Genomic DNA, 14,166 nt, shown 5'->3' with positions numbered 1-14,166 from the left:
GCCAGAAGCCGCGAGGACGCTGGTATTTGAGTTCATATCGTTGATTTATCAGTGAGTTATGCGATGAAGTTTACAGGGACGATGCCTCGTTTACAAGCTCTTTGGGGCTTAAGTTGAGAGCATTGCTGTGCGGGGCGGCACTTACTTTCTTTGCCGCCGCAAAGAAAGTAAGCAAAGAAAGCGGCTTCACACCGCTAACGTACAAGCGGGTCCATTGCGCAGTGACGGTAGTGGTGCGATAAACGAACGATCCCTCGCACGACATACGCCCGTGACCAGGCCGTCATCCGTTCCGGCGGCGTTGCGCGCGCCGAGCGGTACACATGAAAACCAACGATGTTTTGCTGCACACCGCAGTACCTCAAACTACAGCCGATCCGTTTCCGCTCCCCACCGAGGCGAGGCCGATGGCGCCCACAAAGGCAAGAACACCCAATGGTGTTCCGCGCGAGCCGTTCCGGCGAGCACCTGGTGCGAGGCGCGAAGTATGACTGCCTTGTCACGGGCGGTGAGTGTGCGAGATGACCGATTCCAGATGTGCCACTACCGTGACTGTGCGGGGGATCCGCTTAGCATTGGCGGTGTGAAGCGGCTTTCTTTGCCTACTTTCTTTGCGGCGGCAAAGAAAGTAGGTGCCGCCCCGCACGGGGGCAACGCTAATAGACCACACACAATTCAAGGAAAGGCCAACAAAAAACAAATCCAACCAAACGAGAAAGGCGTAGCAATCATCAGCGCCTTACTAGTAGTCGCCCTATCAGCAATCCTCGTCTCCGGCATGCTCTGGCGCCAACAAGTCCAGATCCGCCGGATAGAAAACCAACGCCTCCTATCCCAGGCCCAATGGGTCGCACGAGGCGCCCTCGACTGGACGCGTCTGATTCTCCGCTCGGAGGGCGACACCTCAGCCGGTATCACCTACCTGGGCGGCCTATGGGGCGTCCCCATCGCCAAAACCCGCCTGTCCGATTTCCTCGGCCAGATCGGCGAAGTCAGAGCCGAACAAGGCGCGGAAACCTATCTATCGGGTTCAATCGAAGACGCCCAGGCGAAATTCAACCTCCGCAATCTGGTCGACAGCCCGGCACCCGGCGTGATGCAACTGGACATGAACCAGGTCGGCGCCTATCAGCGCCTGCTCGTATCGCTCGGCCTGAACAGCCAGTTGGCAAAAACCACGGCAGTCCAGGTCCGCGCGAGCCTCGCGCAATCGGCAACCCGTTTCCAGACCGTCACGTCGACGAACGGCACGACCGCGACCCCGCAGGTTCAAGGCGGCGCCACCGGCGGCAGCTTCACCGACAAACCCGGCATCGAGGACAGCAACGACAGCGCGGCGAACGCGCCTCTGCAATTGATCAACGTCGACTCGCTGCTCGACATTCCGGGCTATACGCCCGAAATGGTCGCGCGCTTGCGGCCGTTCGTCACCGTGCTGCCGACCGTCTCGGCGGTCAACGTCAATACGGCCTCCGCCGAAGTGATCGCGGCAGTGGTGCCGGGAATGAGCGTGTCGGGGGCGCAAGCGTTCGTCGCGCGGCGGCAAACCGTGTTTTTTCGGAACGCCGGCGACGTGCAACTCGCGCTGCAAGCTGCGGGCGCGCAGTCGGTCTCGATCGATCCGAGCGAACTCGACGTCAACTCGAATTACTTTCTGATCCACGGCCGCGTGCAGCACGAACGCGCCGAGGTGGACCGCACGACCCTCGTCTATCGCGACGCATTGACTCACACTACGCGTATCGTGCGAGTAGAAGACCAACTATGAATAACGCCTTTCCCAGAGAGAGTGGCCTTTGAGCACGCTGATCGTTCTATTGCCGCCGCGTGATCCGGCGGTGCCGTCGCAGGAATGGCAACTGCCGGAGTTGCCGTTCGTGCTGCTCGACAAGTCGGGGCGCACCCAGCGCGCCGGCCGTTCGGCGCTCGCGCTGCTGCCGCGCGCCTCAATCGCCGTCCTGATGGTCGCCGCGCGCGACCTGCTGATGATGCCCGCCACGCTGCCGCCGCTGCGCGGCCCGCGGCTGCGTCAGGCGCTGCCCAATATCGTCGAGGATCAACTGATCCAGGATCCGCAGACCTGCCACATTGCGGTCGATCCGAAACCGCTCGCGGGCGGCCGGCAGTTGCTGGCGATCATCGACCGCGGCTGGTTCCGTTTTGTCTGCGAATCGTTCGCCAACGCCGGTCACCGCAGCTTGCGCGCGGTGCCGGTAACACGCTGCCTGCCGCAGGCGGCCGCGCTCGATATCAATGCGCCCGCCGAAGTCGCGGAAATGGTGAACGCCGGTGAGCCGGCCCTGGCGGGCGCCGCCGGCGTGGCCACGTCTCTGCCGGGTGTTGCGCCGGTGGTGGCGCCCGGCCTTGCGTCCGTAGTGCCGATGGTGGCCGCCGTGCTCGGCGCCGTGGTGCAGACCGCCCCCGCCATGCTGCTCGAAGGCGCGCTGGAAAGCGCCGCGGGTAGCGGTGTGCCGCGCGTCGAACTGGCGATCGCGCGCGGCGTGCAAGGCGAAGGGCTGGCCGTGCCGGCCAGCGCCGTGAACCCGACGCTCGGCGCGCTCGCGGGCGCGGCACCGGTCTCGCTGTACATGCTCACCGAAGTGCCCGGCAATGAGCCGAGTCTCGCCACGAATAGTCCGGCGCGGCTGGCCGCATATATCCACGGCGCCAGTCCGTTGCCATTCGAGCAACTCGCGCGGCGCGCGCTGGAGTGCCGCTTCGACCTGTGCCAGTTCGAGTTCGCTTCGCAGCCGTGGCGGCTCGACCGCGCGACCCTGCGGCGTCTGCGCCTGCCGGCGTGGCTCGCGGTCGGCGCGCTGGTGATCGCAATCGTCGGCGCGAACGTGCAGTGGCTGTTGCTCGCGCGTCAACGCGACGCGATCAATACGCAGATGACCGAACTGCTGCTCAATACCTTCCCCAAAACCACCGTCGTGCTCGATGCCCCCGACCAGATGGCGCGCCAATTGCAGCAGTTGCGCGTCGCGGCGGGCGAACTGTCGCCGGACGATTTCCTGCCGCTGGCCGACGGCCTCGCCCGCTCGCTGGCGCCGGTGCCGGTCAACGGCATTGCCGCGCTCGACTATCACGACCGCAGGCTCGACGTGACCTTCAAGCCGGAGGTCAAACTCGATCCCGACTTCTCGAAGCGCCTTGGCCGCAACGGGCTGAGCGGCGCGATCGACAGCAACACCGGCAAGTGGACCATCAGGAACGGACAATGAAAGCTGAACTTGCTCAAACATGGGCCGGATTCTGGGACCAGCGCACCGAGCGCGAAAAAACCCTGCTGGCGTGGGGCGGTGGCGTGCTCGCCGTGGTGATCGCGTGGTCGGTGCTGTGGGCGCCCGCGCAGGAAGGACGCACGCATCTGCATGAATCGCTGCCCACCTTGCAGCGGCAGTTGGCACAAATGACCGCGCAGGCGAACGAAGCGCGGCAACTCTCGGCGGCGGCTCAGGGCGTGGCGCCGACCGGCGCCGCGCTGAAAGACGCCCTCACCGCTTCGCTCAACGATCATGGCCTTGCGGCGACGCAGATCCAGGTGATCGGCAACGCGGTCCAGATCCAGTTGAAGAACGCGTCGTTCCCGGCGTGGACGAACTGGGTCGACGACGTGCGCAAGCAGTTCAAGGTGCAAGTTTCGGAGGCCCACGCCACGGCGCTCAAGGAAGACGGCCAGGTGGATCTGACGGCGTCGCTGCAGCCGTCCACCGCGAAATGAAAATAACCGCGCCCGTGCCGTCACAGGATCTCGCATGACTTACTGGATGCGGCGCCTGCGCGTCGCGCTTCCCTGGCTGGTGGTCGCGCTGCTGTCCGCCGCAGTCGTGATGCTGGCAATGCTGCCGGCCGCCTGGATCACGCCGCAGTTCGCCAAACAGACGCGCGGCCACGTCAATCTCGTCAATCCGGCCGGCTCGCTGTGGCACGGCTCGGCCACGCTAATGCTGGCCGCGGGCTCCGACATGAGCGCGGCGACCCTGCTGCCTGGCCGGATCGAATGGCATACGGCTTTCTGGCCGCTCTTTACCGGCCGTGTACGCATGACCATGCGGCACAGCGAGGCGATGCCGGAGCCGATCACGGTCGACGCCTCGCCGCGCAGCGCGACTGTCACGCCGGGCACGATCGCCGTACCGGCTTCGCTGCTGAGCGGCCTTGGGGCGCCCTTCAATACGCTCGATCTGCAGGGCAATGTGCAATTGTCGTGGTCGGACTGGCGCAGCTTCAACCGCGAGGCGTTCGGACAACTGACCGTCACGCTGACCGACGTCAGCTCGCGCGTCTCGATGGTCAAGCCGCTCGGCTCGTACCGGGTGTTGTTTCAGGCTCAGGGCGAGTCGTCCACGCTCGATCTGACGACCACCAAGGGCCCGTTGATGCTGACCGGCAACGGCACGGTGTCGGCGGCGTCGACGTCTTTTCGCGGGACGGCCAGCGCCGCGCCGGAGGCACGCGATAACCTTGCGGGATTGCTGAACCTGTTGGGGCGGCCGAGCGGGCCGGACACGGTAGCATTGACGTTCGTGCACTGAGGCGGATTGCCGGGCGCTCCCGCGCGGGGGGTGGTCGAGCGTCGGCATGAACGTCGTTAGCAGGGGCTGCTGGCGCTCTGCGCGAGAAGCCCCTGGGAACTGCTGAACCTGTTAGCGCCTTCAGGCGCCGATGCAAAAAAAGAGGCATGACCGTCGAGAATGCGGTCACGCCTCTTTTGCGTTGCGCCGACGGCCAGCGCTCCTACTCGTTATGCATCTGCGAAGGCGGCGTCGCCCCGTTTTGGGCAACCGGTGCAGCCGCTGACGCCGGCAGCGGCGCTGCCACATCACCCGTTTCGCGATTCATCTGCGACGCGTCCCAGCCGCCGCCCAGCGCCTTCACCAGACCCACCGACGACACCATCCGCTGTCCGGCGATGTTTTCCAGTTTCTGCTCGGCCGTGAAGGCGGTGGTTTGCGCGGTCAGCACGTTGACATAGCCGACCGTGCCCGCCTTGTACTCGTTCGTGACGATGGCGAGCGCCTGACGCGCGGAATCCACCGCTTGCCGCTGCACGACGATTTCCTGCTCGAGGATGCGCTGCGACGCGAGATTGTCCTCGACGTCCTGGAACGCGGCCAGCACCGTTTGACGGTAGCTCGCGACATCGCCGTCGTAGGCGGCGCGGGCGGCATCGGTCTGGGCCTGGCGCAGACCGGCGTCGAAGAGGGTTGCGGCGAGCTGCGGGCCGAGCGTCCAGAAGCGCGACGGCGCGGTCAGCAATTGCGAGAACACCGAATTTTCGAAGCCGCCGGACGCGGACAGTGTCAGCGACGGGAAAAACGCAGCGATGGCGACGCCAATCTGCTCGTTTGCCGCCGCCGCCTTGCGTTCCGCCGATGCGATGTCCGGCCGCCGTTCGAGCAGCGCCGACGGCATTTGCGCCGGCACGGCGGGCGGCGTGGCGGTGAGCGGCATCGGCGGAATCGAGAACGTGGAGGCGGGTTCACCGACCAGGACTGCGATCGCGTGCTCGTCCTGGGCGCGCTGGACGCCGTTGTCGATCGCGGCTGCCTGCGCCGACTGCAATTGCGTTTGCGCCTGAATCACGTCGGAGCGTGCGGCGACGCCGGCCGCGTACTGGTTCTGCGTGAGTTGCAGCGAGCGTTGGTAAGCCGCGACGGTGTCGTCGAGTAATTTCTGAGTCGAGTCGAGCGCGCGCAGTGAGAAATAGGTCTGGGCGAGCGTGGCTTGCGCGGATAGCCGCGCGTTGGCGAGGTCTGCCGCGGCGCCTTGCTGGCCGGCCTTCTGCGAGTTGACCGAGCGGGTGACCGAACCCCACAGATCCGGCTCCCAGCTTGCGTCGAGTTGCACGTTGAAACTATTGCTGACGCCGGAGCGGCTCGTCGTGGCGCTCGAACTACCGCTCGACGACGACCCGTTGCCGGAACGCGTGGCGCCCGCCGATGCGCCAATGGTGGGGAAATACGCTGCTCGCGCTTCGCCGACCAGCGCGCGCGCCTGCCGGTAGGCGGCGGCGAACTGGGCGACCGTCTGGTTCGCGGTGTTCAGCCGGTCTTCTAGCGCGTTGAGTTGCGGATCTTCGTAAATGGTCCACCAGTCGCCTCGATCGTGCTGATCGGCCGGTTCGGCGACTTTCCAGCCGGGGGCGGCTTCCTTATATGAAGCCGGGATCGCGGCTGCGGGCCGCTTGTAGTCGGGGCCGACCACGCAGGCGGACAGCAGGCCGGCGAGAGCCGCTGCGACAGCAATGGTCAGGGCGCGAGGCGCAAGCGTCCGCGCGCGCGAGATTCGATCAGACTGCATGCAATGAATTCCTTCTGACGCCGCAGCGCGGCCGAGGGCGGCACGCCGAGCGAGATACTGGTCTGCGGGAATGTTAGCGTATGAGCCCGCTGGGCGCGGGAAACTGAAAGGGTAATGCGAGGAAGGTGGCAGGTGTGTTACTGAGGCTGTCGCGAAGGTTACGCGCTGTTACCGGGCAGACCTTTACACGCGTGATTCGGTCGACTTGGCTTGGCGGAGCCCCTTGCCGGCCGCAGCCCGGCAGGGCGCATCGCCGCGCGCCTGGCAGGCGCCGACGGGACCGACGTGCTTTTGCGCAACGGCGGTGTTGACCGTGGGAAGCGGCGCGGCCGTCAATTCGACCTTCGCGACTTTCGCCCTCTTGACACTCTTGCGTGCCCGCCGATGCTCGGCCCACGCCAGCGCCGCCACGCCCACCGATCCGCCTGGCAGCACGAACAGCACGGCGAACAGTGCGAGTTTCCACCAGCGGTGCGGCCCCTTGAAGGTGCTCAGCGCGGAATCGGTCAGGGAGCGGCTCAGGCCGCCAAGCGTGTTTTTGAGGTACAGCATCGGGGAAATCCTTTTCGCACGGCGGGTTCGCGGCGTGCAGGCAATCGGTCAGAACATGGTCTCGGGTGGCGCGGGTCGCGCGTAACTCGTTGCCTGCAATAATATTGACTATGCAATCAAATTTCAAGATACTTTGCTCTGCGCGCGCTGGCCGTGTTGTTTTTCTGCTGTTCGCACTCCGTGAAATCAGGTTTGACTTGTCTGCTTAGGCAGCTAAAATCCGTTCTGCTTGACGACGTTGCCGGATACACGATGACTGACGGTCCCTACAAGGCAGACGAGATTCACCTCGAATCGAGTCTTGGCTACTACCTGACGAAAGCTCGAAATGTGCTGGTCGAGCGGACGGACCGTGCCGTCAAGCCGCTGGGGCTGACCACGCAGCAGATCGGCGTGATCCTGATGTTGTCGTCGCGGCGCGCGAATACGCCGTTCGAACTGTCGCGCGCCATGTCGTATGACAGCGGATCGATGACGCGTCTGCTCGATCGCCTTGAAAAGAAAGGCTTTATCGTGCGCACGCGCAGTGAAACCGACCGTCGGATGGTAAAGCTGGAATTGACGCCGCAAGGTCACGAAGCCGCGCGGCAACTGCCCGGTCTGGGCGCGGCGGTGCTGAACGAGCAGTTGCGAGGGTTTTCAGCCGCCGACCACGCCACCTTGATCGACCTGCTCGGCCGTTTCATTGCGAACGGCATCGACGCGGGCGCAAGCGCGGGGTGTGGCGTGGGGCCGCAACAGGAATCGCAGGACGAATCACCCGAAAACACGCCGCCGGAACGCGGCGAACGCTAACCAGAGCGCGCTTTTCAAGCGTGTCATTGTTTAAAGATATCTGTCTGGGCAGAGAGTGATCCGGCATGTAAGTGCGCCACGCGAAGCGTGCGATAAAGATGCTGCGACAAGCTTTCCCGGCTGAGGAGAAAAATCTATGGACGCCACGGCCTCCGCCGCTGCCCTGCCCGCTGCCGAACCCGCCCCGCTCAAAGGCGGCGCGTTGGCGCTGCTCACGGTCGGGCTCGCGCTCGGCACGTTCATGGAGGTGCTCGACACGTCGATTGCGAACGTCGCGGTGCCGACTATTTCCGGCAGCCTTGGCGTAGCGACCAGTCAGGGCACCTGGGTGATCTCGTCGTATTCCGTCGCCTCGGCGATCGCGGTGCCGCTGACAGGCTGGCTCGCGCGCCGCGTCGGCGAAGTGAAGCTCTTTACGCTGTCCGTGCTGCTTTTTACGATTGCTTCGGCGCTGTGCGGCTTCGCGCACAACTTCGAGTCGCTGATCGCGTTCCGGCTGGTCCAGGGGCTCGTTTCCGGGCCGATGGTTCCGCTCTCGCAAACCATTCTGATGCGCTCGTATCCGCCGGAAAAGCGCGGACTCGCGCTGGGTCTGTGGGCGATGACGGTGATTTGCGCGCCCATCTTCGGCCCCGTGATGGGCGGCTATATCACCGACAACTACACGTGGCCGTGGATTTTCTACATCAACGTGCCGATCGGCGTGTTCTCGGCGGTGTGCGCGTTTCTGCTGCTGCGTGGCCGTGAGACGAAGACCACGCAACAGCGGATCGACGCGGTCGGCCTCGCGCTGCTCGTGATCGGCGTGTCGTGCCTGCAGATGATGCTCGACCTCGGCAAGGATCGCGACTGGTTCAATTCGACATTTATCGTTGCTCTTGCGGTGATCGCGGTGGTGTCGCTTGCCTTCATGCTGGTGTGGGAGATGACGGAGAAAGAACCGGTCGTCGATCTCTCGTTGTTCAAGGATCGCAACTTCGCGCTTGGTGTGCTGATCATCTCGTTCGGGTTCATGGCCTTCTTCGGCTCGGTCGTGATTTTCCCGCTCTGGCTGCAGACGGTGATGGGTTATACGGCCGGGCTGGCGGGTCTGGCGACGGCGCCGGTCGGGCTGCTCGCGCTGTTTCTCTCGCCGATGATCGGCAAGAACATGCACCGGTTGAACCTTCGCGTGGTGGCGAGTTTTGCGTTCATCGTGTTCGCGTTCGTCTCGTTCTGGAATTCCACGTTCACGCTCGACGTGCCGTTCAATCACGTGATCTGGCCACGGCTCGTGCAAGGGATCGGCGTGGCCTGCTTCTTCGTGCCGATGACCACCATCACGCTCTCCAGCGTGTCGGATGAAAGGCTGGCCAGTGCGTCAGGCCTGTCCAATTTTTTCCGGACCTTGTCGGGCGCGATTGGTACGGCGATCAGTACGACGTACTGGGAGAACGACACGATCTACCATCACGCGATGCTGACCGATTCGGTCAACGTGTATGCCCCGAACACCAATGCTTATACCAACGCACTGGCCGGCCTCGGACTGTCTGGCGACAGCATCACCGCGCAGTTGAATCAGGTAGTGACCGCGCAGGCTTATATGATGGCCACAAATGATTTCTTCCGCATTTCGTGTGCGGCGTTTCTCGTGCTCGCGGTGCTGGTCTGGATCACCAAACCACGCAAGGGCGTCGGGCCTTCAATGGGGCATTGAAGTTGGATGAGGCAGCGTTGAGCGAACGCGCGCCGAAGCGAGACTTTTCTTCGACACTTTGCGCGCGTCTTTCCGCTTTTTCTATTGCGTCACGGCTTCGCCGTTTGTTGCCGGGTTCGATTGCCCCTGCAAGGCATCCGGATGCGGAGTCGAAGGCTCCGAGGGTTTGACGCCACTCTGCGGCGCGCCGGTGGTGGCGCTCCGCACGTATTGCTTGAAGTCGGCGCCGGCTTCCCACGGGTTCGGCTTGCAACCCATCGAGCCATCGCAATGTGCGGCAAAGCCGATAGTCGCAGTGCCGTCGGGATTCGCCGCGCGCGTGATCTGATACGCCAACGCGCGCTTGCCGCCATCGGGACCGGCAGTCTGGATCAGCGTGTCGGTCGAGGATTCGATCTTGTACTTCGAATGGCTCGTCACCCACGCTTGCGCCCGTTGCCACCAGACATCGCATTCCGTTTTGTTTGAACACGTCAACGGCGTTGTCGCGATCTGCATGACGTCCGGATCGACCTGCCCTTGCGTCGAACATCCCGCCGCCGCTACACACAGCATGGCCAACAGACTTTTTTTCATCGCGTCGAATCCTCCCTCTGTGGTGCGCGTCGTATGAGTTTGGACCGCCGCAGCGGTGCGGTGTTTCATCTGGATCAGAGAATCGTCAGAACGCGTGGAGAATTTGCCGATAGTGTTCGACATTCAATGGCGTATTGCGTAGACGTTACCTGGGCAGAAAAAACGGCCTTTCTGACCGCTTGTTTCTCACCTCACCTCACCCGAGCTTGCGCGTTGTTCAGACGCTGAACCGGTTCAACGTGTACGCGCGATAAGCCGCAACGAATGCGTCGAACGAACCGACTTCTTCCCGTTCGAGTTTCGCCTGCTCGGCCAGCGACTGTGCAGCGAGATCGGTGAATACCTTGGTCTGCTCCGCGTCCAGCGGACGCGCGCGGAAATACGCGGCGTGCGCTTCGCTTTGCGCAAGGCCGAAGGCAAGGAAACTCTGCTGCTTCTCGCGCATGGTCTGCAGCACGCGCGCCGACGGCGTCAACGATACATCGGCCAGCTTCGCGCGTTGAACAGCGACAGCGCGTGCATGTGCGTCGCCGCCGTGCAATGCGTCGAGCGTGGCCGCGGCCGCATCGATCTTGACGAGCAACTCGTTCGCCCAATCCGCCATCGCAACCGGCTGGCCGTCGCGTGTCAGCTCGAGGCCGGGCTTACGCCCTTCCATCGTCACGCGGCCGAAGTTCTGATTGGCTTCGGCATAGGCATCAGGCGGCAACAGCGCGCTGTCGTCGAGCGCGCAGACCAGCAGATAGGCATCGAGAAAGCGCGATGTCTCCAGCGAAATACCGGTCGGCTCGAACGGATCGATGTCCATGCAACGCACTTCCACGTATTGCACGCCGCGCGCGGCCAGCGCGTGCAGCGGACGCTCGCCCGGATACGTGATGCGCTTCGGGCGGATCGTCGAGTAAAACTCGTTTTCGATCTGCAGCACGTTGGTGTTGATCTGCACCCACTCGCCATCGCGCTGTGTGCCGATTGCTTCGTACGCGGGATACGGCTGGCTCACGGCTTTCGCAAGCGCGTCGAGATAACCGGGCAGCGTGTCGTAATCCGCGTGCAGCGCGGCTTGCGCCGTGGTGTTCGAATAGCCGAGGTCGCTCATGCGCAGGCTGGTCGCGTACGGACGGTAGAGCGTGTCGGCGTCGAACGTATCGAGCGTATGTTTGCGCTCGCGCAGAAAACGGCGATCCAGCGCAGGCGAAGCACCGAACAGATACATCAACAGCCAGTTGGTGCGGCGGAAATTGCGGATCAGCGCGAGATAGCGGTCGGACTGGAAGTCGACGGCGTTCGCGGTGGATTGCTGATCGGCATGCAGCAGCCGCCACACTTCTTCGTTCAGCGAATAGTTGTAGTGGATGCCGGCAATGCACTGCATGGTGCGTCCGTAACGGAGCGCGAGACCAATGCGGTAGACGTACTTCAGTTTGCCGATATTCGAGCTGCCGTAGCGCGCGATCGGAATGCCTTCGTCGGTGTCGGGCAGCAGGCCCGGCATGGAGTTGTTCCACAGGATCTCGCCGTCGAGTTCCGCGTAGACAAAACGATGCAGCGTGTCGAGCTTATCGAGCGTTACCGCGATGTCGTGCTCGGCGGGCGTGATCAGTTCGAGCAGCGCTTCGGAATAGTCCGTGGTAAGCGACGGATGCGTGAGCGCCGAACCGAGCGCGCGTGGATGCGGCGTCAAGGCGAGCTTGCCCTCGTGCGTCACGCGCAGGCTTTCCTTTTCGATGCCGCGCAGGCCACGTATCAGCGCGTCGCGCTGCGGGCCTGAGGTCAGCACGGACAGGCGGTGCGAGAACGCGTCGGTCGTGCGGGAAGATGTCGTGTTTGGCATTGATGCGAGTCGGGCGTTGTCGGGCCGCCATGTGCCGCAGCACAGCGCGGTTGACAACGTTCGGCGGAATTTTCAGTAGCGGGCACTTTAACATCTCGCCACAACCGCTGCTTGAGGCCGTTCCTGCGGCCCATCCGGGTACTCCGGGCGGCCTCTTTTCCGGACAATCCGGGTGGTTTTTGAGCCAATCTGTCGGCTGTGCGCCCCATCGCTGTAGCCGCCGCGCACCTTGCGCGCGATCCGCTTTTCTCCCCGCCCGGTGCCAGGCTTCAGCCGCCACGCGCGGCGCCGGCACGGTCCGCCACTTCGTTCCACAGATGCATCGCCGCGTACGCCCGCCACGGCCGCCACGTGTCGGTGCGGGTACGTTGCTGCGTGGGCCGCACGAGCGACGGATCGCGCGCGCAGATCGACTGCATCAGCACGAGGTCCCATGCGGGCCACGCGTCGGCGTCGCGCCATGCGCGCATGGCGACGTACTCGACGGTCCAGGGGCCGATGCCGGGCAGCGCGAGCAACGCGGCGCGCAGGCTGTCCGCGTCGGCCGTGTTGCTGTCGAGCGGCACGTCGCCTGTGGCGACTGCGTGCGCGAAACCCTGCAGCGCCGCCACACGCTTACCCGGCATACCGATCTGCGCGAGATCCACGGCGGCCAGCGCGGCCGGCGTCGGAAAGCGCCAGGCGGTGTTCTCATGCGGATGTCCCTCGATGCGCCCGCCGGCGCGCTGCACGAGCCTGCCGATGATGGTGGTCGCCGCCTTCACGCTGACCTGCTGCCCGACGATTGCGCGCACCACCAGTTCGAAGCCCGACCACGCGCCCGGCACACGCAGGCCGGGCACCGCTTCGACGAGCGGCGCGAGCCACGGATCTGCGGCGAGTTCGGCGCCGATCTTTTTCGGATCGGCATGCAGGTCGAACATCTTCGCAATCGGCGTAACGAGCGCATCGGCGTGGCGGCTCACGGGCCCTTCAATGCTGGCGACAACGCAGCGCTTGCGCGGATGCAGACGCACGCTGAGTGTGCCGCTGTCGCCGGCCCAATCGATCGCGCGACGGTACGCGCCGTCTTCCACCGCTTCGACGCCCGGCGTTGCGCGTCCGCCGAAGAAACGCAGCAGACGCGGCCAGTCGAAGGGTGGTTTGAACGGCAATTCGAGGGTAGCGACTTCGTCAGGCGTGCTCACGCGGCGTGGTCCAGTTTGGTGGTGGAGGTTTCGTTGCCGATACCGGCGTCGGCAAGGACGCGTTCGTCGCGCGTCGTCTGGCTGCGCGAAAAATCGCCGGCATGTTGTGCCTCGTTGTCGAGCAGCGCAGCCTTGCGCGGCAGACCCCAGCGATATCCCGCCAGCGCCCCGCCCTTTGCCACTACGCGATGACAAGGAATCGCCAGTGCCACCGGATTCGTTGCGCACGCGCTGGCTACCGCGCGCACGGCACGCGGTGCGCCGACCGTTTCGGCGATCTGCGAATAGCTGCGCGTCTCGCCGTAGGGGATGCGCCGCAACGCGTCCCACACACGCTGGCGGAATGCCGTCGCGGCAATATCGAGCGGCAGATCGAAGTCCTGGCGCGTGCCTCGCAAGTAGGCGTCGATCTGCGCGATGAACGGCGCGAGGTGTCCGGTATCTTCCAACAGGTCGGCGTTGGCAAATTCACTGCGCAGGTCGTCGGCGAGCATGGCGGTGTCGGCGCCGAAACCGATTTTGCAGATGCCCTTCTCCGTGGCCGCGACGAGCACGAAGCCGAGCGGCGTCGACGCGCTCGTGTAGCGCACGGTAAGCCCCGCGCCCTTGCGGCGATACGCGGACGGCGCCATGCCGAGTTCGGCCGGGGCGCTGTCATACATCCGCGATGGCGAGCCGAAGCCCGCGTCGAGCGTGGCGCGAGTGACGTCCGAGCCGCTCTGGAGCGCGTCGCGCAACGCGGCGCCCCGCTGCGCGGCCTGATATTGACGCGGCGACACGCCCACCACGCGCTTGAACAGACGCTGCAAGTGGAACGGGCTGATGTGCACGGCGTCGCTTAACTGGGCGAGCGTGAGGCGTTGTTGCGGGTCGGCGTCGAGCGCGGCGCATGCGCGGTTCACGATCTCAAGCTCGCGCGGCAAACCGCCGGGCTGGCACCGCTTGCAATCGCGAAAGCCCGCGGTGCGTGCGGCGGCGGCGTCGGTGAAGAACGCGACGTTCTCGCGGCGCGGCTGGCGCGACGCACACGACGGCCGGCAGAACACGCCGGTCGTTTTGACGCCGTAGAAGAACGCGCCGTCGGCTTGCGGTTCGCGGCGCGTGACGGCTTCCCAGCGCTCGTCGTCGGAACTCCAACTGGCGGCGCCGAAGGCGGTATCGGAAGGATTGCGGTTCATGATGGTCCCGGAAAGGCGGTGTCGATGCTCACCAATGTA

General features: G+C 64.5%; 12 protein-coding genes. 6 read left to right on the top strand and 6 right to left on the bottom strand.

The features are described 5' to 3' along the window. The first annotated feature begins 487 nt into the window (after positions 1-487). From gspK to NE850_RS37935, 4 genes are read left to right on the top strand one after another with little or no spacing between them, the layout of a single operon-like run. Positions 488-1,768, top strand: coding sequence for a type II secretion system minor pseudopilin GspK (gene gspK / locus NE850_RS37950; protein ID WP_007180078.1), 1,281 nt, complete (start codon positions 488-490; stop codon positions 1,766-1,768). A 28-nt stretch (positions 1,769-1,796) separates the two neighbouring features. Then, complete coding sequence (gspL, locus tag NE850_RS37945) at positions 1,797-3,224, top strand: type II secretion system protein GspL (protein ID WP_007180079.1); 1,428 nt, start codon at positions 1,797-1,799, stop codon at positions 3,222-3,224. Further along, entirely contained in the window at positions 3,221-3,724 is a 504-nt protein-coding gene (locus tag NE850_RS37940) for a type II secretion system protein M (RefSeq protein ID WP_007180080.1), read from the top strand. The genes gspL and NE850_RS37940 overlap by 4 nt, the downstream gene beginning before the upstream one ends. Before the next feature lie 34 nt (positions 3,725-3,758). Then, positions 3,759-4,538: a type II secretion system protein N gene (locus tag NE850_RS37935; protein ID WP_165187275.1), complete on the top strand. Its 780-nt coding sequence runs from the start codon at positions 3,759-3,761 to the stop codon at positions 4,536-4,538. Between the two features lie 202 nt (positions 4,539-4,740). Here NE850_RS37935 and NE850_RS37930 read toward each other — a convergent pair whose 3' ends face one another. Both NE850_RS37930 and NE850_RS37925 read right to left on the bottom strand, forming a co-directional pair. Then, entirely contained in the window at positions 4,741-6,306 is a 1,566-nt protein-coding gene (locus NE850_RS37930; protein WP_007180082.1) for an efflux transporter outer membrane subunit, read from the bottom strand. Between the two features lie 183 nt (positions 6,307-6,489). Continuing rightward, the gene (locus NE850_RS37925) at positions 6,490-6,858 is read right to left on the bottom strand and encodes a hypothetical protein (protein WP_007180083.1); all 369 of its coding nucleotides are present in this window, start codon (positions 6,856-6,858) and stop codon (positions 6,490-6,492) included. A gap of 252 nt (positions 6,859-7,110) precedes the next feature. Between NE850_RS37925 and NE850_RS37920 the strand changes: the two genes are divergently transcribed. Further along, positions 7,111-7,653 (top strand): MarR family winged helix-turn-helix transcriptional regulator, encoded by a 543-nt coding sequence (locus NE850_RS37920; RefSeq protein WP_007180084.1) that lies wholly within the window; start codon positions 7,111-7,113, stop codon positions 7,651-7,653. 136 nt (positions 7,654-7,789) lie between these two features. Next, a complete protein-coding gene (locus tag NE850_RS37915) occupies positions 7,790-9,352 on the top strand; it encodes a DHA2 family efflux MFS transporter permease subunit (protein WP_165187277.1) in 1,563 nt (520 codons plus the stop codon). Between the two features lie 81 nt (positions 9,353-9,433). Here NE850_RS37915 and NE850_RS37910 read toward each other — a convergent pair whose 3' ends face one another. From NE850_RS37910 to ada, 4 genes are all read right to left on the bottom strand, one after another. Then, the gene (locus NE850_RS37910) at positions 9,434-9,928 is read right to left on the bottom strand and encodes a hypothetical protein (RefSeq protein WP_007180086.1); all 495 of its coding nucleotides are present in this window, start codon (positions 9,926-9,928) and stop codon (positions 9,434-9,436) included. 217 nt (positions 9,929-10,145) lie between these two features. Further along, the gene (gene gshA, locus NE850_RS37905) at positions 10,146-11,762 is read right to left on the bottom strand and encodes a glutamate--cysteine ligase (RefSeq protein WP_007180087.1); all 1,617 of its coding nucleotides are present in this window, start codon (positions 11,760-11,762) and stop codon (positions 10,146-10,148) included. A gap of 269 nt (positions 11,763-12,031) precedes the next feature. Continuing rightward, positions 12,032-12,949, bottom strand: coding sequence for a DNA-3-methyladenine glycosylase (locus NE850_RS37900; RefSeq protein ID WP_007180088.1), 918 nt, complete (start codon positions 12,947-12,949; stop codon positions 12,032-12,034). Further along, complete coding sequence (gene ada / locus NE850_RS37895) at positions 12,946-14,127, bottom strand: bifunctional DNA-binding transcriptional regulator/O6-methylguanine-DNA methyltransferase Ada (protein WP_007180089.1); 1,182 nt, start codon at positions 14,125-14,127, stop codon at positions 12,946-12,948. The genes NE850_RS37900 and ada overlap by 4 nt, the downstream gene beginning before the upstream one ends. Positions 14,128-14,166 lie beyond the last annotated feature (39 nt).

The organism is Paraburkholderia sp. USG1 (genome assembly GCF_031570135.1).
GTDB lineage: Bacteria > Pseudomonadota > Gammaproteobacteria > Burkholderiales > Burkholderiaceae > Paraburkholderia > Paraburkholderia dioscoreae.
This window is presented reverse-complemented; position numbering and strand designations above follow the sequence as displayed.

What these genes read in the sequence shown, in the direction of transcription:
- gspK (WP_007180078.1), top strand. Translation starts at nt 488, where the DNA reads ATGACTGCCTTGTCACGGGCGGTGAGTGTGCGAGATGACCGATTCCAG.
- NE850_RS37940 (WP_007180080.1), top strand. Translation starts at nt 3,221, where the DNA reads ATGAAAGCTGAACTTGCTCAAACATGGGCCGGATTCTGGGACCAGCGC.
- NE850_RS37935 (WP_165187275.1), top strand. Translation starts at nt 3,759, where the DNA reads ATGACTTACTGGATGCGGCGCCTGCGCGTCGCGCTTCCCTGGCTGGTG.
- NE850_RS37930 (WP_007180082.1), bottom strand. Translation starts at nt 6,306, where the DNA reads ATGCAGTCTGATCGAATCTCGCGCGCGCGGACGCTTGCGCCTCGCGCC.
- NE850_RS37925 (WP_007180083.1), bottom strand. Translation starts at nt 6,858, where the DNA reads ATGCTGTACCTCAAAAACACGCTTGGCGGCCTGAGCCGCTCCCTGACC.
- NE850_RS37920 (WP_007180084.1), top strand. Translation starts at nt 7,111, where the DNA reads ATGACTGACGGTCCCTACAAGGCAGACGAGATTCACCTCGAATCGAGT.
- NE850_RS37915 (WP_165187277.1), top strand. Translation starts at nt 7,790, where the DNA reads ATGGACGCCACGGCCTCCGCCGCTGCCCTGCCCGCTGCCGAACCCGCC.
- NE850_RS37910 (WP_007180086.1), bottom strand. Translation starts at nt 9,928, where the DNA reads ATGAAAAAAAGTCTGTTGGCCATGCTGTGTGTAGCGGCGGCGGGATGT.
- gshA (WP_007180087.1), bottom strand. Translation starts at nt 11,762, where the DNA reads ATGCCAAACACGACATCTTCCCGCACGACCGACGCGTTCTCGCACCGC.
- ada (WP_007180089.1), bottom strand. Translation starts at nt 14,127, where the DNA reads ATGAACCGCAATCCTTCCGATACCGCCTTCGGCGCCGCCAGTTGGAGT.